Below are 20306 nucleotides of genomic sequence, written 5' to 3'. Positions count from 1 at the left end.
CGCGTGGACGAATCTCGATCGGCCTCACAGGCGATGGCGATGCGCGCTGCCCTCGATCAAGCAGGTTGGGGTCCACGTGACCTGACGCGGGCGGTCAATGCCTGGCTCGGAGAACGCGGGCGCGGGAATGAACGCATCGACGTGACCAGTGCCTACCCCTGGGTCAAATCCAATTACTGCCCGACCAACGGCATTCCCGAGGTCGTGGCCACCGTGCTGACCGAGCGGCTTGGTCGCTATGTCTCCGCTGCTGAACTGTGGCCAGGCCACGCCCGCGCCACACGGGTCGCCACGCGCGAGCGATTGTCCACTGATGGAAGCATCGACGATGCGCTTCGTTCGCTCGATCAACTTGCCGCAGGCTATCGCCCTGCGCCGATCAGCAGCACAGAACTCGCGACGGCCGTGATTTCAGGGCTGCATGGGCCGGTCGAACCGTACGTGGTCGCCCGCAGCCGCGATCGCGTGCAGCAATCGCAGGCGACACTTATCGCTCATCACGTCACCGCCCTGCGCCAGCTCGACGACTGCCAAGGCGGTGGCGCCGTCAGCCTGCGTTATGTTTCGCGGGAACTCGCAACCGTCCTCGACCTTGCCCGTTGCGGCAGCTTCGACCCCGATGTCGGGGATATCTTGCTGACCTCCATCGCCGATCTCGCACAGCTGCTGGGGTGGATGCAGTTCGATGGCGGGGACATCGAGATCGCACAGCGATACCTGGAAATAGGTATCCGGATCGCCAGAGCAGCGCACGACGACGGCCGCGCCGCCAACAACGCCGGAATGCTCGCCTACATCGCCGCGGAGGCCGGTGCCGCGCCGGCAGCACTGGCCATCGCCGAGGCCGCATCCAGCATGTCGATGACGAGCCTTTTACTCAAAGCCCGCCTCATCGGCCGACAAGCCACCGCACATGCCGCAGTCGGCGACATCTTTGCGTTCCAGACAGCAACCGACCGTGCCCAAGGTCTGCTGGAGTCGGCCCGGCGCGACCATACCGAGCCATACCTGTACTACCTCACCCAGGACCAACTCGCTGCCGAGGCCGGGTACAGCTTGGTCAATCTGGCACAGCACACCGAGATCCACCGCCGCAAGCTCCTGAATCGAGCAGCACAATTGCTTACACCCCGCGCGGTTCTGGATCACGATCCCGGCTATCAGCGTTCCGCCGTCCTGCACGGTTGCCAGCTCGCGCAGGTTCATCTGATGCTGGGTGACCTCGACGGCGTCGTCGCCGCGGCCCGGCGCGCAGCACTGCTGCTGCCGGAGGTCCAGTCAGGTCGATGCGTCGCAAAACTCCGCAGACTGGAAAAAGCGCTCACGCGCCGCCGCCGTGCGACGGTTGTCGCCGACTTCCTTCCCGAGCTCGAACACGCACTCACCGGATGCGCCTAGAGTTACTGAATCGGATAATCGTGGAATGGGTCGCATGTCGCACGGCGCAGGGCTTCGCAGCACGACCGACATCACGCTCGCCGCGCGTGGTTTCGACGAACCGGACTCCGCGCGCCTTCTACACGCGTACGCGCGCGAGCGCCGCACGGTTGTCGGCTTCGATGACCCACCAGGCCTGGACAAGGCATCGGAGTATCGCCCACCCCACGGACTATTCGTCGTCGCCTACACACCTGCAGGAGTTGCCGTCGCATGCGGCGGGATACGAACCTACCTCCAGCGGGACCACGTGATGGAAATCCGCAAGATGTACGTCGAACCGGAATACCGCGCGCTTGGTCTCGGCCGCCGTGTCCTGGCCGAGCTTGAGCAGTACGCTGCCTCCCGAGGCGCATGCGAGGTCATCCTCGAAACCGGCTCATACAATCAGGCCGCTACCCACTTGTACCCAGCGGCCGGCTACGAACTGATCCCCGCCTATGTTCCAGGCCGGCCGGACTTCAACCGCGCATTCGCGAAGACACTCAAAGCCTAATGCTCAGCCGATCAACCGCGAAACTAGCTGCACCGCAACCGATCCCAATCGCGCAGCAAAGACGATTCACGATCGGCGGCGATGCCGTGTTCGGTGATTCGCTCGTGCACGACTGGTCGGCTACCCGACTGCATCCACGCCCAGGTGTCGGCGACGGTGTCGGACAAAGGACGACACGCCAGCCCTACCCCTTCTGCGCGGTCGGTGGCCATCGACCATGCGGTGGGCAGAGCACGCCACAGAGGCAATTCCGTCCACTGTGTAACCCCCTGTGCCACCAGCCAATCTTCGTCGACCCACACCGGTACCGCATCCGAGCCAGTCGCTGACCGGCACGCGTCGAAAAACCCGCCGAACGTCTCGCGACCTGGTGGCGCCGCGATGTTGAACACTCCGCGGCGGAATGTCTCCGCACGATCCACCACGAACACAGCAACATCGCGCACATCGATCGGCTGAATGCTGCGTTCAGGTGCCGGGACGAGCACCCGGCCACCGCGAGCGATACGCGATAGCCACCAAGGCAAGCGCCCCACATACTCGCCGGGACCAAGGATCACGTGTGGCCGCACGGTCGAGACGCGATCCGTGCCGAACTGCTCCTGCACCGCAGCCTCGCAACCCACCTTGAGAGGACCGTACGCATCGGGATCCCACACGCGAGTCCCAGGATCATAAGCAGGATTGGGACCATCCCACAGCGGCGACTCCTCGGCCACTGGCGCGTACGGCCAATCTCGATACACCGAAATAGTCGACACAAAAAGATACCGACTCACGAGCGGTGCAAGCACTTTCGCGCAATGTCGCACCAACCGCGGAATCGCACCAGCGACATCAATCGCAACATCCCACGGGCCAGCCCCGACAAGCCTGTCAATATCGGACCCGCGCTCCCAATCACCGCGGATATGCGTGACCGCATTGGGCGAAGGGCATGACACACCTCTGTTGAACACACTCACATCGTGGCCTCGGCCCACGGCCTCCGCGACTACCGCACTACCGACGAACCACGACCCGCCGAGAACGAGCATTCGCACGCGAACACCCGCCTCTCACCTAACACATGCCGCTCCCGAATCCGGCCGCAGCCCAACAAGATCGTAACGGCTTGCGCGGACGGTCGACTACTGACTGCGGCAGTGGGTTCGACTGCAACGAGTCCAAATAGACTCGCCGCCAGCGCGGACGCGCAGGCATCCTCGGGCGGACACTTCCAGCCCACAAGACGGCGAAGCAGAAGATATTCGTCGACGGTAGGACGCCGTTCTACGAGAATCGCCGGGCCAGTCACGTGCGCCCCGACATGGTCGCGGCTGGTGTGCTGTACGTCTGGCTGTGCGCCCACCGGCGCATCCGCGCATCGATCTCGTCGAGTGGACCTCGACCGGGGAATGCGTGCTGTTCGGCCGCGACGGCCGCACCGACCTGCAACACACCTACGACCTGATGGGCGGGATGGCCCTGCTTCATGCCCAAGCCGGTGCCGACATCGTCGGGCCCGCCGCGTTGCTCGACGGATCCGTGCACGAGCTGCGCCTGCAGCTCGACGACGCCGGATACCCCGATGTCGGCCTCACTCCGAGCGTAATTTTCGATTCTGCCCTTTTCAGCCCCTACAAGGATTTGATGAACACCGACCCAGGGCGCGGCAACCGGCGAGGCTTTCAGATCGATGCATGCCACCCCCGCCAAGCGATGATGCAGGCCGCGAAGTGGCTCAGCGAGGGTGCGGATGCGTTGCTGGTACAGCCTGCGTTGTTCTCGGTCGATGTCCTCACCAGACTGCGGGCCACCACCGATGTCCCGCTGACCGCGTTTTCTGTATCCGGTGAGCATGTCATGTTCTCCGGCGCGCCGAACGCCGTCATCCTCGAGTACGCCCGATCCTTGCGACGAGCAGGTGCCGACCTGATCATGAGCTACGACGCGCTGCGGATTGCCCGTGCTCTGGCCGAGGAGCCGCAGCGATGATCGACGAACCAGGTGCTGTTCCGGAGATGGTCGCGCAGGCGCACATTGCCGCCTCATTCGCGCAGTTCAACATGTCGTGCACTCCCCGCACCGGGGCGGTGCTGCGGGCCCTGGCCGCCAGCAAACCTGGCGGGTTCATCCTCGAGCTCGGCACCGGAACCGGTGTCGGCTCGGCATGGCTGCTGTCGGGCATGAACCCCGATGCCCGCCTGGACACCGTGGAATCGGATCCGAAAACATCTGCGATCGCCCATGGTGTGCTGATGCATGATCGGCGCGCCAGCCTGCACTGCACCGATGCCCAGGACTTTCTCGACTCCTACGAGGGGGCGCCGTTCGACATGGTGTTCGTGGACTGCCGACCAGGGAGGTTCCTCAATCGCAAGGTTCTGCTCGAACACCTCGCGCCGGGCGGTCTCTATGTGGTCGATGATCTACTGCCGCAGGTGACATGGCCCGACGGCCATCAGTCGCGCGTGGACGACCTCCTCGGCACCATCGAAGCTGAACCGGAGCTGGTCGTGTCCCGACTGCACTGGGATAGCGGCCTGGTGATCGCGGCGAAGGTTGCGGAGTAAAGTGCCCGCCATGCCGCCGGGCTCGCGCATCATCCGCATCGCCACCCGGTCCAGCCCGATGGCGCTGCACCAAGCCGAACAGGTCGCCGACGCCCTCGAAAACCTCGATGCCACCACGGAATTGGTCAAGGTCACCACCGCCGGAGACCGGTGGATGGGTGACCTGTCGAAGCTCGGCGGAAAGGGCGCGTTCGTCAAGGAAATCGACCGCGCCCTCCTCGACGACAGCGCTGATCTGGCGGTGCACTGCCTCAAGGACATCCCCGGCGACATCCCCGTGCCCGAGGGCTTGGTGTTCGCCGGATACCTGCCGCGCGAGGACGTCCATGACGCGGTGATCACCCGCACCGGCGCACCGTTGGCCGATCTCCCTGCGGGCACGGTGGTCGGGACCAGCTCCGTTCGCCGCACCGCGCAGCTACGCCTGCACTACCCGCACCTGGCAGTGACACCGTTGCGCGGCAACGTGAACACGCGGTTGGCCCGCCTCGAGGAAGGGCACATCGACGTGCTGATCGCGGCTGTGTCCGGCCTGCATCGGGTCGGCCAAGCCCACCGGATCACCGAGACATTGGATCTGCAGACCATGTGTCCACCCATTGGTGCGGGCATCATCGCGTTGCAGTGCCGCGCCGCCGACACCGAGCTGCTCAAGCTGTCCGCACAGCTCGACCACCCCAGCACCCGGCGTGTGGCCGACGCGGAGCGCGCGATGCTGCACGCACTCCAGGGGCACTGCAACTCACCCATCGCCGGATATGCCACCACCGATCCGACAGGGCGATTGGTGTTGCACGGCAAGGTATTCAGCCTTGATGGCTCCCAGTGGCTGGACTCCCAGCAGTGGGGCGTACCCGAAGACCCGCAGGCTCTCGGCTTCTTCGTCGGCGCCGACCTGCTGCGCCAGGGTGCCCGCGCCATCATCGACGCTATCGCGCACTGACCCCCGCGACATCCTGTCGGCCCGGCGCGCCGACAAAACACCCTCGTCTACACCGAGGGATCCCGATACGGTGCTGTGGTGATCGTGACACCGCTGCGGCAAGACCTCATTACCGAGGTGATCGACCTGATGCGCCTCGGCGGCCCCTTCATCACCCCAATACCTACTCCGACTACTGGCTGTACGCGACCCTGTTCTCCACCACCTGCCCAGTCGCTCTCATCGACGACGCTGTGGCCGGTGCGGTGATCGCCTTCCGCAGCCAAGACAATCCTGCCGACCTCTACATCCAAGACGTCATCACCCACCCCAACCACCGCCGCCAAGGCGTCACGCGAGCGCTGCTGGACGCGCTTCGCCAACGAGCCGATCAGTTGGGTTGCCGACGGATGTATCTGACCTGCGAACCCAACAACAGCACCGCCCACACGACGTGGGGCGCACTCGGATTCAGCAACATCGGTGGCGACCGGGTCATCAACGGGGTCCCCGTCGTCACCGACTTCAAAGGCCCCGGAAAAACCCGCGCGGTCTACGAAATGCGGATATAGCTGTTAAACCTGAAAACCTAAGAAAGGGAGGGGATTTCAATGATCACACTGCTGTCGGTCAACGCCTGGGAACTGTACGCGAGCAGCGTAGAGGACAAGGAAAGACGGTACCGCGGCCTCGAAACACTCATTCGTGATCGCAATCCAGACATCGTTGCGGTGCAGGAAATCATCGCCGACGGAACCGACCGTGCCTCGAAAGCACCTGTTGCCGTCAAAGGACTGCGTCGGCTGGCCGACGCCACCGGGCTGAAGTGCGAAATCGACGGCGAACCATTGCTGGCCGTGGGCGGAATCGTCCACTTCCCTAGTCAAGTCTTCGTGTTCAAGTGCGCTCCTATGTCCCGCTGAGGTGGCCAGTGTCGTTGTGTTGCAGCAAGGTCCATCGGTGGCCGGCGTCAGGCCGGGTCCAAGCCAGCGGTTGTTTCTCCCAGATCGTGATGCCGCCGTTGTGGGCGGCGAACGCCGTTGTTGCGCGGGTCTCGGTGGGCAGGTTGAGGAACAGATACGCCGCGGCAGTGATTGTTTCGCCGTGGGCTATCACCAGGACGGTGCCGTCGGGATGCCGCTTGAGGAGCGCGGCGAGAGTATTGCGGGCACGGTGCAGGAAATCTGCCCAGGTTTCCGCGCCGGGCGCGATCGGATGGTGTGGCCGCAGCGCGGGAATATCGCCGAAGTCCGTGACGACGCTGGTCCAGGGTCTCCCGTCGGCCTGCGCGTAGTCGGGCTCTCGCAGGTCGGCTTCGACGCCGATCGGCAACCCGAGCCGCTCGGCGATGATGTCGGCGGTTTCTTGGGTTCTGGGCAGTGGACTGGTGTAGGCGGCGGTAATCGCCTCGGTGTGCAGCCTTGCGGCGAGCTGGGCGGCTTGGTCGCGTCCGAGGTCGGTGAGACCGGTGCAGCCGCGTGGGCCACCGACGATGGCCGCGACGTTGCAGTGTGCTTGACCGTGGCGGACTAGGATCAGTCGGGCGGGACTCATGAGGGCCTGCGCATTCCGAGGTCGATGATCTGCTCGTAGAGCCGAGCACAGCGTGTGGCGTGCGCGGCGGCGGTGAACAGGTGCGCTCGTCGGCGGGCCTGTTCGGCGAATTCCGCGGCGGCCGATCCCCCCGCGACGATCATATCGAGCGCGGCGGCGAGCGCGGCCGGGTCGTTAGCGGGAACGACATGGCCAGCGTCACCGATGAGTTCGGCCATGTTGGCGACGTCGGTGGCGATGGCGGGCACGTTGTGTGCGAGATAGTCGGCGATGGCTCCGCTGCCTTGGAAGCTCGGGTGGTCCCGGTAGGGGAACACTCCGGCGGCACTGGCACGGATGAGGGCGGCGCGACCGGCGGCGTCGACATACTCGGCGACGACGATGAACTCCGTGACGCCGATTCGCACGGGCTTGCCAGGTGAACGCGCGGGGGCGGCTGCGGTGAGGTCATCCCAGAATTGGCCCGCCAGAACGACTCTGGCGGGTTTGCGCATCAACTGTAGAGCTGCTGTGAGCAGCCCGGCGTCCTTCCAAGGTGCCGCGAACCCGTAGAGGCTGATGACGGGCAGGCCTTGCGGCACGTGCAAGGCGGCGGCGAGGGCTGGAGATGGGCGCGGCGTTGTGCCGTCGGGGATCGTGGTGGGCAGCCAGGCGACTTGTCCCATGGACAGGGTGGGACTGGCGTCGGCCAGTCGGGCCTTGCCGTGACGGCCGAAGTAGACGTACCCGTTCGCGTCCTCGATCTGTTCTCGCACAACGCCGTTCCACCGCGCGTGGGGCACATGGTCGCGAAACAGTGTTGGGTCGAGGGTGTGGACGTGGTAGGCCATCGGGGGCCGTGATCGTCGGGGCCAGAAGGCGGCGACGAGATGGTCGATTTCGAGGTTGCCCGCGTGCAGGGCGACGACGTCGTAGGCTTCGGGGTCGATCTGGTCGGCCAATGCGCGTGCCGACGCCACGATGCGGTCGATCGGCCAGAATCGTTGGTTGTCCTGGTCGTAGGGGATGGCGGTTGATCCGTGTCGGTCGGCGAGCACGCCGATGTCGCGCAGGCCGGTGGTGAGGGCGTCGAGGTAGGGCGGCAGGCTGCCGCCTGAATGGTTCGGGCCGAGAATCAGGACTCGCATTGGTCATGCTTTCGATGGCTGTGCTCGGCGTGAGTGCAGGTCCTGGTAGATCGCGAGTGTTTGCGTTGCGGCCCTGCCCCATTCGAGTGTGGCCGGTAGTACGCCGGTGGGCTGTGCGGGCTGGTTGAGGAGGGCGCGGATGTCGTGGTCGGTGTGGTAGGTGTATCCGCCGCCGGCGGCGAGGAGTTCCGGGGCGGTGCCCAGGTCGGCGGGCAGCAGGACGGGTGTGCCGCAGGCCAGTGCCTCGGCGATGGCCAGGCCGAAGCCTTCCCATCTCGAGGTCGACAGCAGGTAGTCCGCGGCCAGGTAGAAGCTGGGGAGGTCGGTGTCGGACAGATCGCGCAGGATCGTCACGTTGGTTTCGGTGCCTGTCAGGGTGATCGGCGTCAGCGCCGGGGCGTGGCCGAGCAGGACTGTGATGTGGGCGCAGTCCGCGAGGTCGTGGGCGAGTCGTTCGAGGTGGTCCCAGCCTTTCATCGGCGTGGTCTTGCCGACCCACACCAATCGGTGTCGCCGATCTGAGGGATCGGTCCAGGGCGGCGGTGCGGTGGTGTCCTCGGTCAGCCGACGACTGGTGCTGGCGTGACCCTCGGGCGCCAGAGTGATCCGCTGTCCGCTGGTAGGCGGGCGGATCGGTCCGGGGACGAACCGTTGCCGGTCGACGCCGTTGGCGATCACGTGAGGCCGGGCGATGCTGTAGGCGGCGGCGAGGTCTGCGGCGGCGAATTCGCTGACCGCCACCACGGTGTCGGCGAGGCGCAGCAGTTCGTGCTCGGCGGTGATCAGGTGCGGCCAGGCGCCCATCGTGGCGGCCGACAGGTCGCCCCGGATCAGGACCGGTGCACGGTCGTCGGCGCGGCGCAGGTATTCGAGGGTTTCGGCTTCCCAGGACGAGGACTCCACCACATCCGGTCGCAGTGCCGCCAATGCCTCCGACACCGCTCTACGATGGGTGGTCAGGTCCTCGGTGCGCGGCAGTGTCAGAACTCGAATACTGGGCTCGGACAATGGGTGTGGCGTGTGTTGGGTGATGAAGGTGAGCTCGTGGCCGGCGTCGCGTAGGAGCGGCGCCAGGGCGCGGTAGAGGGTGCAGATGCCGCCGCGCCCGATCGAGTGCAGGTCGCGGTGGACGATCGCGATGTGCATGTCGCTCTACCGCCGATCGTGCAGGCGGGATCGGAAGGTGTCCCATTGCGGTTCGATCAGCGCCAGTCTGGTGGTGCGGAACTCGCTGTCGTCGAGTTCGGTGTGCAGGCGTAGTTCGCGCGAGAGCACCATGGCCTGGTTCAGCAGGAACGGCGTCTCGATGCCGATCTCGGCGTGGATCGCCTCGATGCTCGACTGCGCGCCCGGTGTGTCTGCCAGCAAGGTGTGCAGCATCGCGAGGTCGAACCCTGCTGCGAAGAGCCCGGTGAACTCGAAATCGACCGGGACACAGTCGCCGTCGTCGGAGATCAGCAGGTTCGACGGTAGCGGGTCGCCGTGGGAGACTGCGTCGATGGGGCCGACGGCAGCGATGAGTCGGTGTAGTGCCGTGCGGTCGTCGTCGTCAAAGACCCCGATGCGGTGGTAGCGCTCCACCCGGTCCGGGTAGTCGAACACCGGCGACAGCGCTCCCGGCGGCGGGTTCCATGCGCCGAACCCGAGCAGGGTATTCAGGACGGCGTCGAGCACTGCTGGGGTGATGGGGCCGGTCGGGTAGCGCTCGGTGTCCACGACGCGGCCGGGGATGTGTTCGATGACGATGACCCGGCCGTTCGCGGAATGGATCAGTTCGGGCACCCGCACCGGGGGCGGACAGGCCGCGAATGTGCGATAGATGCCGATCTCGTGTTCGAATTTGTTGTGCCAGAACGTCTCGTCGGTCAGGCACGCCTTGATCACGGCCGCTCGGCCCTGGTAGTCGCCGACAACCAGCAGAGACTTGTCGGTAGCGCGCAGGACGCGCTCGACCGTGACCGCCGCGCCGAGTTCGGCGGCGAGTTTCGCGGTGGCGGTATCGAGGTCAGGCGGTGCGCCGCTCATCGGCATTCTCCCCGGTTGCTGTAATGATGTCGGTCAATCGCTCGATCAGGTCGGTCTCGGCGGCAGGTTCGCGCCAGGCATGGGCGAGCGCGTGGATCGACTGCTGGTAGTAGTGCGGGTTCGCCAGCCCTCCGGCCGTGAGCTGGCCGAGCACCTGCCAGTACATGATGGAGGTGTAGAGCCGGAATCGGTGAGATCTGTCCGTACTGGCCGGCCATCGAGCCCAGATCCGGCGGACCAGCGCGCCGAAGCGCGCCATCGCCACAGCGTTGTCGGCCACCGCGCCGATCATGCTGCCCGTCGCAGGGAGACGGTGGTAGACCACCGTCGGCACGGTGCGGCGCGCGATGCGGTAGCGGTGCTCGCGAGTCAACCGCAACCAGAAGTCCCAGTCTTCGATCGCGGGCAGCCCGGGATCGAAGCGGGCTGTCCCGGCGCGGGGTGACCGCAGGACCGCGGCGTGGACGGGGAACAGGTTGCACGCCTCCAACAGCACCGGGTCGAACGCGACGTCCCAGGGGGTCGTGTCCGCGAGGATGGAGCCGATCGTGGTGCTCGGGTCGATTCGACGTTCGGCGATCAGGCACGTAGTGGCGACCGCGTCGGTCCCCGATTCCAGGGCGTCCAGGGCGGTGGCGAGGTGGTCGGGCAGGAAGATGTCGTCGTCGTCGAGAAACGCGATATAGCTGCCGTGCGCGTGCTCGATACCGGTGTTGCGGGCGCACGGCAGGCCACGTCGGTGCGGATGGTTGATCAACTGGATCGCCAATCCCCGTTCGCGGGCGTCCTGCACCACGTTCTCGACCGCAGAGCCGCCGTCGTTGACCACGACAACCTCGATCTCGCGCAGGTCGACACCGCGTTGGCCGACGATGCTTGCCAAAGCCTGACCCGCCTCGGCGGGCCGGTCGAGCGTCGGCACTATCACGCTCACGATCACGTTCATGCCGTCTCGCCCCAGTCGGAGTCGGAGTCGAGCCAGTCCAACAGCGGGCTCAGCTCGCCGCGATGGCGCCACTCGACGATCCGCGAGCAGGCGGCGAGATCGGTCAACAGGCCACGGGAGTCGTGGGTGTAGCCGTCGCGGTCACGTTCACGGCGAGGTAGATAGCGGGTGTTGAGATCCCGATCGGAAACCCAGTCGAACCGGACGTGCGGCCACAGCGCCACCGCCGGATTTCCCACGGGCACTGGAACACTGACGTCGCCGTCGGACGCATAACCGGCGAGCACAACGGTAACCTCGCGTTGGGCCAACAGCATGTGCAGCAGGTTGGGCTGCCCGAGGCGCGCGAAGGTGAACAGCAGCCTGCGGTCATGCCCGTAACGCGCGAGTCGGGGCATCTGGCGGAAAGCGTCGATGTCGACGTCTTCGTTCTCCCAGGGTTCACCGAGCCGATCCTCGTAGTCGAGATAGGTGCCGATTTTGATCGGGATCGGTGTGGGCAGCGACGTGACGACAAGTCCGCGGCCGCTGCGGTAGAGGATCAGATGATCGTTGGACAGATACTGGTAACCCCGCGTCAGCGCGGCGTTGAGCGCCAGGGTAGTTTTGCCGCTTCCCTTGTCGCCGACCACGAGGATCACCCGCTGATCGTTGGCGACCGCCGAAGCGTGCAGCATCGTGTATCGGTGGGTCTCGCAATAGTCGAGCAGCACTTCCCGGATTGCCTTACGGGTCGTGATCGCCAGGTCGGGTTCGTTTGTTGAGCGGATCGTCAACACCCGGCTCGCCGGGTCGGCCCGGTAGCCGACCTTCCACGGTGTCAATGCCATGTCCGGCTCCGGTCCCCCTGCCTCGGCGCGAACCGTCCAGGCCGCCGGATGCTCGGCTTGGTCACAGTCGGCGACCTGATAGAACTCGCGCAAATATCGGACCAAGTCGGCGTGGTCGGTCTCGAGGGCGACCGTGACCGGTCCCAGGTCGATCACGAACCCGCCCCGGGTGCTGCTGCTCATGCGTCTGCTCCTATTGCTGATCGGGCCACCCCCGCGATGCCCTCGGCCAAGCCAATCCGAGGTGTCCAGCCCAATGCTGTTGCGGCCTTGTCGATTCGCAGGCACATCCGCTCGATGCCGCCTGGAACCGAGGCCACCGGATAGGGGGCCGTGTTGTGTTCGGTGACGTCGCGGATCATCGAGTGAATTTCGGTCACGCTGGTCTCGACGCCGCTGCCGATGTTCACCCGGCCCGCCGGGGCCGACACGCAGGCGTGGACGACCGCCGCGGCGACATCCTGCACGTGAACGTAATCTCTGGTCGGGAACCCGTTGCCGTGCAACACAGATACCTGACCGGCGGCGGTGTCGGTGAGGAAGCGGCTTATTACTCCGGCGCGGTCTGGGGCCTGGCCGGGCCCGTAGACGTTGCCCAGGATCAGCGACGTCGCTGGCAATCGGCCCTGGTCGGCGAACCATTCGACGTAGCCGAGCGCGGCAGCCTTGCTCATGCCGTACGGATTGGTCGGCATCGGTCGGTGTTCCTCGGAGACCGGAAGATCGGTTGTCACACCGTAGATCGCCGACGATCCCGCGAAAACCAGCAGCTCGACACCGGCGTCTGCCGCTGCCTCGGCGACAGCGATCGTGCCGCACACGTTGACTTCGGCGTCGCGCCCTGGATGTCGCATGGCTGTCGAGACGAGCACCTGGGCTGCGAGATGAATAACGATGTGCGGCGCGAAATCGCCGACCAGATCAACGAATCGGTCTGTACGGATGTCGCACAACTCGGCGCGTGACGGCAACGGACCGCCACGTGACGGCCCCACCAGATCGACCGACATCACCTCCGCACCAGTCTCGCTTAGCCGGTCGACCACAACTGAGCCGATGAAGCCGGACCCGCCGGTCACCAACACGCGGCGGTCGAGGGTCAACGTCTGACCAGCACCCCTCGGCCCGTTTTCGGCTTCCTCTGCCGTGAATCTCAACATCACGCCTCCCCTTCTTTTTCAGCCAGCCTGACCCAAGCGGTCGGTGCCGCGGCGGCGTCTGCGATGGGCAGCGCCCATGCCCACGCGCCGATCGCGTTCAGGCGAGCCAGCAACGTGTGGCGGGGCACCGGCAGGCCGCAGAGGTGTTCCATCGACGGGACCAGGACGTGCCGAGCCTCCGAGCGCACGAGTTCGCAGTGCAGTTCCTCGAACGCGCCGCCGTCACCGCGCTCGTGGAACACTGAGGCCAGCTCGAATCCCTCGGTACGCGCGTACTCCGACAGCCGCTGTTCGCATCGCTCGAGCCCGTCGGCGATCATCGCGGTGCGCACGAGCGCGTACATCAGCGGGGCGAGATCTCCGTCCATGACGGCTCCTCTCCGTCCAACCGTCGAAGCGCGATCTCGCTTGTGTTGTTGCGCGGCACCAGTTCTCGCGTCACGTCCCACCTGCGGTTGTCGGGATGTCTCCCGCTCGGCATCGCGATCCCTGCGCGTGCAGTGCAACCGGACAGGTCACGTGCCCACGAGCAGATCGGGTCCGGATCATCGTTGCCGCGGCACAGCGCGATCAGCAGGCGGTCCCGGGTGGGCAAGCGGCAGCGGCGTTCCTGCGTGATCGGCGGTGTGCGCATTCAGCTCTCCTCCCACCCTGCGATAGCCCGGGACAATCGCGCCGTGTGAAGCGCCCTACGCGTGCGAACGCGCATGTCATTGCCTCGATGTGTCCCGCTCGGAAGCGGTGCACGGGCCAACCTGGTTCTCACACGGTACCCATCCGGCTGGTGGTTGTCCACCAGGTGGATAGGTACTAGGTGGTGGGGGGCTTGCGGATATCCGCTAGCAATCCGGTAGCTTCATTGCTATGCCCAAACAGCCCGAATACCTCTCGATCGCAGATACGTTGCGAGCCGAAGTGCTCGCCGGGGATTACGACGCCGAGCCACTTCCCGGCAACGCCGCCCTCGCCGAACGCTTCGACGTCAACATGAAGACCGCTGGACGGGCTGTGCAACAACTGGTCGCCGAAGGGTTGGTGATCGCCCGGCCCGGGATGCGGGCGGTTCCCACGCCGCCCGAACTGCGCGGCACCCGGTGGCCGATGAACGGCCGCTACGCCCGTGCCCGCGCCGCACGGGGACTGGTCTTCGCAGGCGACGTTGGCGGCAACGTCCGCAAGGACACCGTCGGCCGTGAATGGGTCAGCGCCCCACTACCGATCGCCCATCTCCTCGGCGTCAAAGCAGAGGCGCGCGTATTCCGCCGCCGCAGTCGCACCTTCGTCGACAACGTCGCAACCGAGGACACGACGATGTTCTTCCCGGAAGGGATTATCCAAACCGCTCCCGAACTCGAAACCGCCGAACGCATCCAGGTCGTCGCCCTGATCGAAGACGCCGGACACACCGTGACGCGAACCGCCAACGAGATCCGAGCCCGACACGCCAACACCTCGGAGCAGGACCTGTTCGGAATCGACGCGAACAGCATCGTCATCGAACACATCCACGGAACCTACGGCGCCACAGGCGAACCGCTCGAGGCTGTCATCAACGTGCGACCTGCGCAAGGTGGCGCCGTCACCTTCGAAACCTACGAAGCACCGCTCGACAACGATTAGAAGGAGACCCCGATGTCCACCCCCACCCCGACCGTCAGAAACCGACTGGCTATCGCACTCGACACCAGCGACCTGGACACCGCGGTGTCCATCGCCAAGGCCGTGCAACCCGACATCGGCGTGGCCAAAGTCGGACTACAGCTGTTCAGCGCGGCCGGGCGTGATGCCGTGCGCGCCATCCAGGACATCGGCATGGACGTCTTCCTCGACGTCAAACTGCACGACATTCCCAACACCGTGTACGGAGCCAGCACCGTTCTCGGGGGCCTCGGCGTCCAATACCTGACCGTCCACGCCGCCGGCGGAACGGCCATGCTCGAAGCGGCAGTGAAGGGACTCAGCGAAGGCGCGAGCACCGCAGGTCTTGCGGCGCCTACTGTGCTCGCGGTCACCGTGTTGACCAGCGCACCTGACGCATCACCCGCACTGCTCAACGAGCGGTTGGCCGATGCTGTCGCCGCTGGTTGTGGTGGCGTCGTCTGCGCGGCCGGCGACCTGTCTGTCATCCGCACCGCTGCACCCTACATCTTGACTGTGGTTCCCGGCATCCGTCCGGCAGGTGGCGCGGTGCACGACCAACAGCGAGTCGCGACACCGGCCGAAGCCATTCGCAGCGGCGCAAGCATTCTCGTCCTCGGCCGGGCCATCACCGCCGCAGCAGACCCTGCCGAAGCCGCACAGGCCATCGCCGCAGAAGTCGCACGGGTCCTTTGATCGAAACCGGCCGATCGTTGAGCGCTGTCGACGATCGGCCGGTTTCGATAGCCTGCGAGTACGTTCAGTCTTGGGCGCCGACGATCGGAAGCCACGGGACGGCATTGGGGCGGAAACTCTGCCGCTCGGGCGTCAAACCGGAGTGATCATCGAGGCTCATCATGGTGACACCAACCAACTCCGCGTCACTGTCATCCTGGGCGGCGACAGAACTCCCGCAGATACCGCAGAGGCCACGCTGAGAATCAGGGAACGTGTTGTACCAGACCGGTTCACCGCCTGGTCCGGTCCACTCGAACCCGTCGCGAGGGAAGTCGACCCACGACATCACCGGGCTACCGGACAACCTCTGACAATGTCCACAACTGCAAAGTTTCCTGTCAAGTGCTTCTGTTCAGCGCCAGCGCACATACCCATCTCACTGTTCAGGCGTTGGTGACAGCACGATGTCGCCCGTCGCTAGCGGGTCTATGATCCCGTCCAGGACGAACCTCTCACATCGAAACATCCTCTCGCCCAGCTCAAGTGACCTCATGGGCGGTGACGAGTTCAGGACCCATTCGCTGACGTCGAGGCGACTTGTGATGGCGTCGGTGACTTCCAGGTGCTCTCGGACCTCCTGCGTGTCCCAACCTTGCGGGGCCTCGAACTTCAAGAGCGGCGTCGGCGCCGACTCGTCGATCCGAATTAGCTTGTGCGGCTCTGCCATGACATCGCCGACGGGCCGTAGCGACTCCATGAGACCGACCCGGACCTTCTCAATGTGGGGGGCGAGGGCGTGTCCCTGCCGGTGGCGATCGATCCGGGCGAGTTATTCGATCCACCACAGCATGTTCGACCGATCGTCTGGTTCAGCATTGAATGGTTGGACATGCCGAAGCAGGGCAAACGTCTCGTCGGACAGCGCTTTCAGCTTCCCTCTGTGGTTCAGATCGTCGTACTTTGCGGCGTCGACAAATACCGGAAAGTAGATGCTGCGTTCGGCGGGTGGGGGCTCTGGCCGCTGTCTCGCACTGCGAGGTAGTACACGATTCCGTCGAGCGCAGCACGCAGCTCATACAGCCACTCCCCGAACAGGACACTGAGTCGGACAGGCATGGGGATCACAGTCCTGACTACGAAGACCCAGGTGGTGCTCGTTTCTCCCCGGATGACGTCGATTTCGCGCGGTCGATCACCCATGTGTCGTATCCACTCGGCTCCGATCGCGGCCCTGATCTCCCCGGCTCGACGGACTCGTTCACGACAGATTTCTACAGGCCGCTCCCGCTCGTCAGTCGAAGACTCGTCCTGATCCCGCGGCCGAGCACTCATCGGGCGTTGGGTTTGCGGCCGAGGATGTAGTAGTGCGCGATCGACTCCTGTAGCTGTCCGGACGGCTCGCACTCGAGAAGCTGCGCTCGAAGATCCTTCTCGAATTCTTCAGCGAGAGCAGGATCCTGGCGAATCCGGGCCGTGTACGAGGTCGACCACAAGAATCCGAGGAACTCGTCCACCGTCCAAGCGTGTGGTGTCGGGAACCGGTATTCGGTGACCTCGAGGAACCCTGCCTCCCGCAGGATCTCTTCGTGGGTGCGCCGCGTAGGGGCGCCGCTGTCGGCCGTCGCTGGCGACGCAGTCGCGGGGCGCCCCGGTTCGCCGGACCATCGGGCCACGACATCGACGGCAATCGCCTGCCACGACTCGGTTCCACTCCACGGCGTACTGCTGCCCAAAATCGCCAGACAACAGCCCGGATCCAGCCACTGACCGGCGCGTTCGGCGATCATCCCTCGGTCGAGTCGATGGAAGGCATTGCCGATCGTGACCAACTGCGCCGGGGCGGTGACCACCAAATCCTCGGCTCTGCCGACGCTCCAGGCGATATTGTTCGCGCCGGATTCGACGGCTTTGCTGCGACCGACCTCGACCATCTGGGGTTCGAGGTCAACAGCCTGGACGTCGGCGAACCGGTCGTGCAGCGGAATCGCGATTTCGCCTGTGCCGCAGGCAAGGTCGATGAGAAGGCCGGCCTTGACCCGTCCGACGGAGTAGGTCCTCGAACAGGGGCTCAGGGTAAGTCGGTCGATACCGACTGTAGTGATCCGCCGTCCCGCGAGACAGATCCTCGCGGTAGTCGGGCTGCACAGGCCAGCTCGGCGGTGTCGACGCAGACGACGAGGTCTCGGTCATATCGTCATCATTCCTTTATTGGAGTTCCCTGGTGGTAGTACATCCTCCAGCTGGTGGCGGCAAAATCCTTGCGCCACAACGAAGATCGAAGTACTTGCCGCCCATCGCGGTTGGTCTGATAGGTCAGGTGCACCAGGCCTGGTGCCAGTAGTACTCCGCGAACGTCGGAGACCTCGATCCGCTGATTGCCCGCCGAACCCGACATCGTTGGTAACTCCGCGAGCATTTGGTGCCGATCCCATCGTCGACCAGATGCGCCAACCTCCACGAACTCTGGATCCAGCAGCGCTTCGGCAAGGTCGCGTGATCGTCGAACGGCCGGGTCAAGTAGTTGCATCTCGGCAGCGATAGCTTCCCGTAGAGAGTTCGTCACTTGGTCGGTTATGTGGTTCTGTCCAAGTCGACCGGGGTCTGGGTGTCGTGAGGGCTGTTCGTGATGAATCGCGCGATGGCGTCCCGGCCTGGTTGGTATCCGTTGGCGGTGTCGACGGTCATTTCCGCGACGTCCATCTTCACCGGCACGAAGGAGTCTGCAGTGCGGGTTCCGGCGGCGATCTCGGCGATGAGGTCGGCGTCGTTGTGCGCGCGCCGGTGAGGGTCGCGCTCGGCACGGTGGGTGATGCGGTCGTGGAGCACCTGTTGCGGCGCGATGCAGTGGATGATGCGGATTTCGGCGAACTCGCTCAGCTCGAGTAGGTTCGGGCGCCAGAGTTTGTCCTGGAACGCGGCTTCGGCGACCGCGCTGACACCGCTGCGGGCGAGCAGGGTCAGCACGTCGAAGAAGGTGTGCAGGACGGGGATGTTGAGGTCTTCGTACCCGGTGTTGCTGGTTGGTGCGGTGCCTGCGACCATGCCCTGCTTGATCTCGTCGCGAATGATCGCGGGGACGCCGATGTCGGTGGCAAGCGCGTGAGCCAGGGTCGACTTCCCTGAGCCTGGAGGGCCGGAAACGATGCCGATCACGGGACGCCGACGAGTGTTGACCATGTCGAATTCTGGCACGTCAGGCATCATCGTCGTTCGCGCTCGACGGCGGCCACCGCACTGGACCCCGACCCACAGGTCTACGGCGCGCAGTAGCGTTGAATCTGCGGCCGATGCGCGGTCGGCCCGAGATCAGGGCTGAGCCTGATCCACAGGGCCGTCATCGCCGCCGAAACCGCCGGATGGAACGCCACCTCGGCGGGGTCGCGGTAGGCGAGTTCGGTTGCCTTGTCAGGTTCTTGCAGCGCAGGCTGACCGGCGACGCACTGCGCCCGGTAGAAGTAACCGGTCCAGGAAACGCCGTCGAACTCGTATTCATCGTGATGGACTTCCTCGATCTCCACGATCGTCAGGCCCGTCTCCTCCCGTATCTCTCGGACAGCGGCTGCTGCGGGCATCTCACCTGGCTCGACTTTGCCGCCGGGTAGATTCCAGTTCCCGAAGTGGTCACGGACCAGCAAGACCTGACCCACGGGGTTCACGACAAATACTCGGGCGAACGCGATCTGATGCGCACTCACGGCAGAACTCCTTCGTTGATCAGTCGCACGCGCTGCGCGGGTTCAGACGCCGTGGCCAGGGCGGCGGCCAACAGGTCCAGTACTGGTTCAGGGTGGCTTTCACTCGGCGGTGATCCAGTGGACCTCATGGATTACGCCGTTCTCGATCAGGTAGCGGTCCATCTCGAGGTCGAAGATCGTCTGCGGATCGTTGCGATCTACTCGGTACTCGCGTGCCTGCACGCGCCCGTCCTCGAGGGTCCGCACGTTGGTGTAGCGGCGGATCCCCAGCGGTGTTTCGAACTCCTGGTACATCTTCCACCCGGCCTCGGCGGTTTCGCCTCGCATCTCGGCTGCTCCGAGCTCGAACAGACGCTGTTTCTCACCCGGCTCGAGGTCGTCGAACGGGTCTGTCTCGTCCATGGTCGGATCCCTTCGATCTAATTTCTACTCAGCAGTTCCGGGGGAGCGCTGGGACACTGGGGTGGTTTCGGGTTTCAGTGCGATCAGATGGGCGAAGCGGGCCGTTTCGAGGTAGGGGTGTCGGTCGGCGAGCAGGTTCTCCAACCGCAGCAGTTCGCCGAAAAACTGAGGGTCGTGTTTGGCCTCGTCGTCGCTGATCAGATCGCATACCGCGCGCACCCCGTAGCGGACCGGTCGGCCCAGGCCTGCGGTGATCATGTCGGCGGCCAGCTCGGTCGCGGTGATCGCGTCGACCTCGACGTTGTAGGTGAGTGCGGGCCGGGTTGGGGCGTCCAGCAGCCGTATCGCCTCGGCGAGCTCCCCGCGCCGCACGGCGGCGATCAACGGGTCGCTGGCGGGGTTGGGCACGAGCACCGACAGCAAGCCCCCGGGCGCCAGGACCGACACCGTCGCCGCGAGCACTTCGGCCCGGCCGGGCACGTATTGGAGCACGTTGTGGGCCAGGACCACATCGAACAATCCTTCTGCCGCGACGCCGGCCAGGGCTTCGATGTCGGCGAGGCGTGTCTCGAGCAGTTCCGTGCAACCGTTGCTTCCGGCCAGCGTTATGGCCTCGTCGAGCGATGCCTGGGAGGTGTCGACGATCGTGACGTGGTGGCCCAGGGCTGCCAGGTGCAGCGCGTCCAGGCCGTTGCCGCCGCCGACGTCGAGGACCCTCAGCGGCCGGTGCGGTAGGTGGCGAGCGAGGTTGGTCGCGACCTGCTCGTAGCGCAATCGGCCCCACGGGGTCTCCTGGTAGCGACGGAATGCATCCAAGTGCCGATCGAATTCCGAGACCATA

Annotated in this window: 26 protein-coding genes and 2 pseudogenes; 9 read left to right on the top strand and 19 right to left on the bottom strand. The window is 65.2% G+C overall.

Annotated features, from left to right (window positions below):
* The first annotated feature begins 3 nt into the window (after nt 1-3).
* Together ACV7NQ_RS43880 and ACV7NQ_RS43875 are read left to right on the top strand one after the other, a co-directional pair.
* A complete protein-coding gene (locus ACV7NQ_RS43880; protein ID WP_463364878.1) occupies nt 4-1398 on the top strand; it encodes a hypothetical protein in 1395 nt (464 codons plus the stop codon).
* Nucleotides 1399-1432: 34 nt separating this feature from the next.
* Nucleotides 1433-1933 (top strand): GNAT family N-acetyltransferase, encoded by a 501-nt coding sequence (locus ACV7NQ_RS43875; protein WP_463364877.1) that lies wholly within the window; start codon nt 1433-1435, stop codon nt 1931-1933.
* Between the two features lie 23 nt (nt 1934-1956).
* Here ACV7NQ_RS43875 and ACV7NQ_RS43870 read toward each other — a convergent pair whose 3' ends face one another.
* Nucleotides 1957-2421, bottom strand: a complete 465-nt coding sequence (locus ACV7NQ_RS43870; protein WP_463366153.1) for a hypothetical protein — start codon at nt 2419-2421, stop codon at nt 1957-1959.
* A 351-nt stretch (nt 2422-2772) separates the two neighbouring features.
* Nucleotides 2773-2970, bottom strand: a pseudogene (locus tag ACV7NQ_RS43865) (NAD-dependent epimerase/dehydratase family protein); the annotation flags it as partial.
* A gap of 304 nt (nt 2971-3274) precedes the next feature.
* Here ACV7NQ_RS43865 and ACV7NQ_RS43860 point away from each other — a divergent pair.
* The 5 genes from ACV7NQ_RS43860 to ACV7NQ_RS43840 are packed head-to-tail and all read left to right on the top strand — an operon-like array spanning nt 3275 to nt 6333.
* Complete coding sequence (locus ACV7NQ_RS43860; RefSeq protein WP_463364876.1) at nt 3275-3910, top strand: hypothetical protein; 636 nt, start codon at nt 3275-3277, stop codon at nt 3908-3910.
* Nucleotides 3907-4488: an O-methyltransferase gene (locus tag ACV7NQ_RS43855; protein ID WP_463364875.1), complete on the top strand. Its 582-nt coding sequence runs from the start codon at nt 3907-3909 to the stop codon at nt 4486-4488. The genes ACV7NQ_RS43860 and ACV7NQ_RS43855 overlap by 4 nt, the downstream gene beginning before the upstream one ends.
* Before the next feature lie 10 nt (nt 4489-4498).
* Nucleotides 4499-5431, top strand: a complete 933-nt coding sequence (gene hemC / locus ACV7NQ_RS43850; protein ID WP_463364874.1) for a hydroxymethylbilane synthase — start codon at nt 4499-4501, stop codon at nt 5429-5431.
* The gene (locus tag ACV7NQ_RS43845; RefSeq protein ID WP_463364873.1) at nt 5314-5982 is read left to right on the top strand and encodes a GNAT family N-acetyltransferase; all 669 of its coding nucleotides are present in this window, start codon (nt 5314-5316) and stop codon (nt 5980-5982) included. The genes hemC and ACV7NQ_RS43845 overlap by 118 nt, the downstream gene beginning before the upstream one ends.
* 39 nt (nt 5983-6021) lie before the next feature.
* A complete protein-coding gene (locus tag ACV7NQ_RS43840; RefSeq protein WP_463364872.1) occupies nt 6022-6333 on the top strand; it encodes a hypothetical protein in 312 nt (103 codons plus the stop codon).
* Here the strand turns inward: ACV7NQ_RS43840 and ACV7NQ_RS43835 are convergent.
* From ACV7NQ_RS43835 to ACV7NQ_RS43795, 9 genes are read right to left on the bottom strand one after another with little or no spacing between them, the layout of a single operon-like run.
* Nucleotides 6320-6964 (bottom strand): histidine phosphatase family protein, encoded by a 645-nt coding sequence (locus ACV7NQ_RS43835; RefSeq protein WP_463364871.1) that lies wholly within the window; start codon nt 6962-6964, stop codon nt 6320-6322. The two genes, ACV7NQ_RS43840 and ACV7NQ_RS43835, sit on opposite strands and share 14 nt — an antisense overlap.
* Complete coding sequence (locus ACV7NQ_RS43830) at nt 6961-8091, bottom strand: glycosyltransferase (RefSeq protein ID WP_463364870.1); 1131 nt, start codon at nt 8089-8091, stop codon at nt 6961-6963. Before ACV7NQ_RS43830 ends, ACV7NQ_RS43835 begins: the two co-directional genes overlap by 4 nt.
* Before the next feature lie 3 nt (nt 8092-8094).
* Nucleotides 8095-9237, bottom strand: a complete 1143-nt coding sequence (locus ACV7NQ_RS43825; RefSeq protein ID WP_463364869.1) for a glycosyltransferase family 4 protein — start codon at nt 9235-9237, stop codon at nt 8095-8097.
* Nucleotides 9238-9243: 6 nt separating this feature from the next.
* Nucleotides 9244-10116, bottom strand: a complete 873-nt coding sequence (locus ACV7NQ_RS43820) for a phosphotransferase (RefSeq protein ID WP_463364868.1) — start codon at nt 10114-10116, stop codon at nt 9244-9246.
* Nucleotides 10097-11050, bottom strand: a complete 954-nt coding sequence (locus ACV7NQ_RS43815) for a glycosyltransferase family 2 protein (RefSeq protein WP_463364867.1) — start codon at nt 11048-11050, stop codon at nt 10097-10099. Before ACV7NQ_RS43815 ends, ACV7NQ_RS43820 begins: the two co-directional genes overlap by 20 nt.
* Before the next feature lie 8 nt (nt 11051-11058).
* On the bottom strand, nt 11059-12075 hold the full coding sequence (locus ACV7NQ_RS43810; protein ID WP_463364866.1) for a phosphoenolpyruvate carboxykinase (ATP): 1017 nt from the start codon (nt 12073-12075) through the stop codon (nt 11059-11061).
* Nucleotides 12072-13052 carry an NAD-dependent epimerase/dehydratase family protein gene (locus ACV7NQ_RS43805; protein ID WP_463366040.1) on the bottom strand — a complete coding sequence of 327 codons (981 nt, stop codon included), beginning with the start codon at nt 13050-13052 and terminating at the stop codon, nt 12072-12074. Before ACV7NQ_RS43805 ends, ACV7NQ_RS43810 begins: the two co-directional genes overlap by 4 nt.
* On the bottom strand, nt 13052-13420 hold the full coding sequence (locus tag ACV7NQ_RS43800) for a hypothetical protein (protein WP_463364865.1): 369 nt from the start codon (nt 13418-13420) through the stop codon (nt 13052-13054). The genes ACV7NQ_RS43805 and ACV7NQ_RS43800 overlap by 1 nt, the downstream gene beginning before the upstream one ends.
* The gene (locus ACV7NQ_RS43795) at nt 13396-13686 is read right to left on the bottom strand and encodes a hypothetical protein (RefSeq protein WP_463364864.1); all 291 of its coding nucleotides are present in this window, start codon (nt 13684-13686) and stop codon (nt 13396-13398) included. The genes ACV7NQ_RS43800 and ACV7NQ_RS43795 overlap by 25 nt, the downstream gene beginning before the upstream one ends.
* Nucleotides 13687-13916: 230 nt before the next feature.
* On the opposite strand from ACV7NQ_RS43795, the gene ACV7NQ_RS43790 reads away from it, so the two are divergent.
* Nucleotides 13917-14672 carry a GntR family transcriptional regulator gene (locus ACV7NQ_RS43790; protein ID WP_463364863.1) on the top strand — a complete coding sequence of 252 codons (756 nt, stop codon included), beginning with the start codon at nt 13917-13919 and terminating at the stop codon, nt 14670-14672.
* Nucleotides 14673-14684: 12 nt separating this feature from the next.
* Nucleotides 14685-15386 carry an orotidine-5'-phosphate decarboxylase gene (pyrF, locus tag ACV7NQ_RS43785; protein WP_463364862.1) on the top strand — a complete coding sequence of 234 codons (702 nt, stop codon included), beginning with the start codon at nt 14685-14687 and terminating at the stop codon, nt 15384-15386.
* A 64-nt stretch (nt 15387-15450) separates the two neighbouring features.
* Here the strand turns inward: pyrF and ACV7NQ_RS43780 are convergent.
* From ACV7NQ_RS43780 to ACV7NQ_RS43745, 8 genes and pseudogenes are all read right to left on the bottom strand, one after another.
* Nucleotides 15451-15759 (bottom strand): annotated as a pseudogene (locus ACV7NQ_RS43780) (GFA family protein); the annotation flags it as partial.
* Between the two features lie 45 nt (nt 15760-15804).
* The gene (locus tag ACV7NQ_RS43775) at nt 15805-16125 is read right to left on the bottom strand and encodes a hypothetical protein (protein WP_463364861.1); all 321 of its coding nucleotides are present in this window, start codon (nt 16123-16125) and stop codon (nt 15805-15807) included.
* 571 nt (nt 16126-16696) lie between these two features.
* A complete protein-coding gene (locus tag ACV7NQ_RS43770) occupies nt 16697-17347 on the bottom strand; it encodes a class I SAM-dependent methyltransferase (protein WP_463366039.1) in 651 nt (216 codons plus the stop codon).
* A gap of 218 nt (nt 17348-17565) precedes the next feature.
* The gene (locus ACV7NQ_RS43765; RefSeq protein ID WP_463364860.1) at nt 17566-17895 is read right to left on the bottom strand and encodes a nuclear transport factor 2 family protein; all 330 of its coding nucleotides are present in this window, start codon (nt 17893-17895) and stop codon (nt 17566-17568) included.
* A 44-nt stretch (nt 17896-17939) separates the two neighbouring features.
* Entirely contained in the window at nt 17940-18560 is a 621-nt protein-coding gene (locus tag ACV7NQ_RS43760; RefSeq protein ID WP_463364859.1) for a P-loop nucleotide/nucleoside kinase family protein, read from the bottom strand.
* 62 nt (nt 18561-18622) lie between these two features.
* Nucleotides 18623-19063, bottom strand: a complete 441-nt coding sequence (locus ACV7NQ_RS43755; protein ID WP_463364858.1) for an NUDIX hydrolase — start codon at nt 19061-19063, stop codon at nt 18623-18625.
* Nucleotides 19064-19162: 99 nt separating this feature from the next.
* Entirely contained in the window at nt 19163-19465 is a 303-nt protein-coding gene (locus tag ACV7NQ_RS43750; protein WP_364779013.1) for a hypothetical protein, read from the bottom strand.
* Nucleotides 19466-19489: 24 nt separating this feature from the next.
* Nucleotides 19490-20305 (bottom strand): class I SAM-dependent methyltransferase, encoded by an 816-nt coding sequence (locus ACV7NQ_RS43745; protein WP_463364857.1) that lies wholly within the window; start codon nt 20303-20305, stop codon nt 19490-19492.
* Nucleotide 20306 lies beyond the last annotated feature (1 nt).

It is taken from the genome of Nocardia sp. Tas62D01 (assembly GCF_055232035.1).
Note: the sequence above shows the minus strand (reverse complement) of the source record. Positions and strands in the feature narration are given on the sequence as shown.

What these genes read in the sequence shown, in the direction of transcription:
- ACV7NQ_RS43805 (WP_463366040.1), bottom strand. Translation starts at nt 13,052, where the DNA reads ATGTTGAGATTCACGGCAGAGGAAGCCGAAAACGGGCCGAGGGGTGCT.
- ACV7NQ_RS43875 (WP_463364877.1), top strand. Translation starts at nt 1,433, where the DNA reads ATGTCGCACGGCGCAGGGCTTCGCAGCACGACCGACATCACGCTCGCC.
- ACV7NQ_RS43810 (WP_463364866.1), bottom strand. Translation starts at nt 12,075, where the DNA reads ATGAGCAGCAGCACCCGGGGCGGGTTCGTGATCGACCTGGGACCGGTC.
- ACV7NQ_RS43830 (WP_463364870.1), bottom strand. Translation starts at nt 8,091, where the DNA reads ATGCGAGTCCTGATTCTCGGCCCGAACCATTCAGGCGGCAGCCTGCCG.
- ACV7NQ_RS43745 (WP_463364857.1), bottom strand. Translation starts at nt 20,305, where the DNA reads ATGGTCTCGGAATTCGATCGGCACTTGGATGCATTCCGTCGCTACCAG.
- ACV7NQ_RS43790 (WP_463364863.1), top strand. Translation starts at nt 13,917, where the DNA reads ATGCCCAAACAGCCCGAATACCTCTCGATCGCAGATACGTTGCGAGCC.
- ACV7NQ_RS43820 (WP_463364868.1), bottom strand. Translation starts at nt 10,116, where the DNA reads ATGAGCGGCGCACCGCCTGACCTCGATACCGCCACCGCGAAACTCGCC.
- ACV7NQ_RS43825 (WP_463364869.1), bottom strand. Translation starts at nt 9,237, where the DNA reads ATGCACATCGCGATCGTCCACCGCGACCTGCACTCGATCGGGCGCGGC.
- ACV7NQ_RS43835 (WP_463364871.1), bottom strand. Translation starts at nt 6,964, where the DNA reads ATGAGTCCCGCCCGACTGATCCTAGTCCGCCACGGTCAAGCACACTGC.
- ACV7NQ_RS43800 (WP_463364865.1), bottom strand. Translation starts at nt 13,420, where the DNA reads ATGGACGGAGATCTCGCCCCGCTGATGTACGCGCTCGTGCGCACCGCG.
- ACV7NQ_RS43795 (WP_463364864.1), bottom strand. Translation starts at nt 13,686, where the DNA reads ATGCGCACACCGCCGATCACGCAGGAACGCCGCTGCCGCTTGCCCACC.
- ACV7NQ_RS43765 (WP_463364860.1), bottom strand. Translation starts at nt 17,895, where the DNA reads ATGCAACTACTTGACCCGGCCGTTCGACGATCACGCGACCTTGCCGAA.
- ACV7NQ_RS43840 (WP_463364872.1), top strand. Translation starts at nt 6,022, where the DNA reads ATGATCACACTGCTGTCGGTCAACGCCTGGGAACTGTACGCGAGCAGC.
- ACV7NQ_RS43750 (WP_364779013.1), bottom strand. Translation starts at nt 19,465, where the DNA reads ATGGACGAGACAGACCCGTTCGACGACCTCGAGCCGGGTGAGAAACAG.
- ACV7NQ_RS43775 (WP_463364861.1), bottom strand. Translation starts at nt 16,125, where the DNA reads ATGGAGTCGCTACGGCCCGTCGGCGATGTCATGGCAGAGCCGCACAAG.
- pyrF (WP_463364862.1), top strand. Translation starts at nt 14,685, where the DNA reads ATGTCCACCCCCACCCCGACCGTCAGAAACCGACTGGCTATCGCACTC.
- hemC (WP_463364874.1), top strand. Translation starts at nt 4,499, where the DNA reads ATGCCGCCGGGCTCGCGCATCATCCGCATCGCCACCCGGTCCAGCCCG.
- ACV7NQ_RS43855 (WP_463364875.1), top strand. Translation starts at nt 3,907, where the DNA reads ATGATCGACGAACCAGGTGCTGTTCCGGAGATGGTCGCGCAGGCGCAC.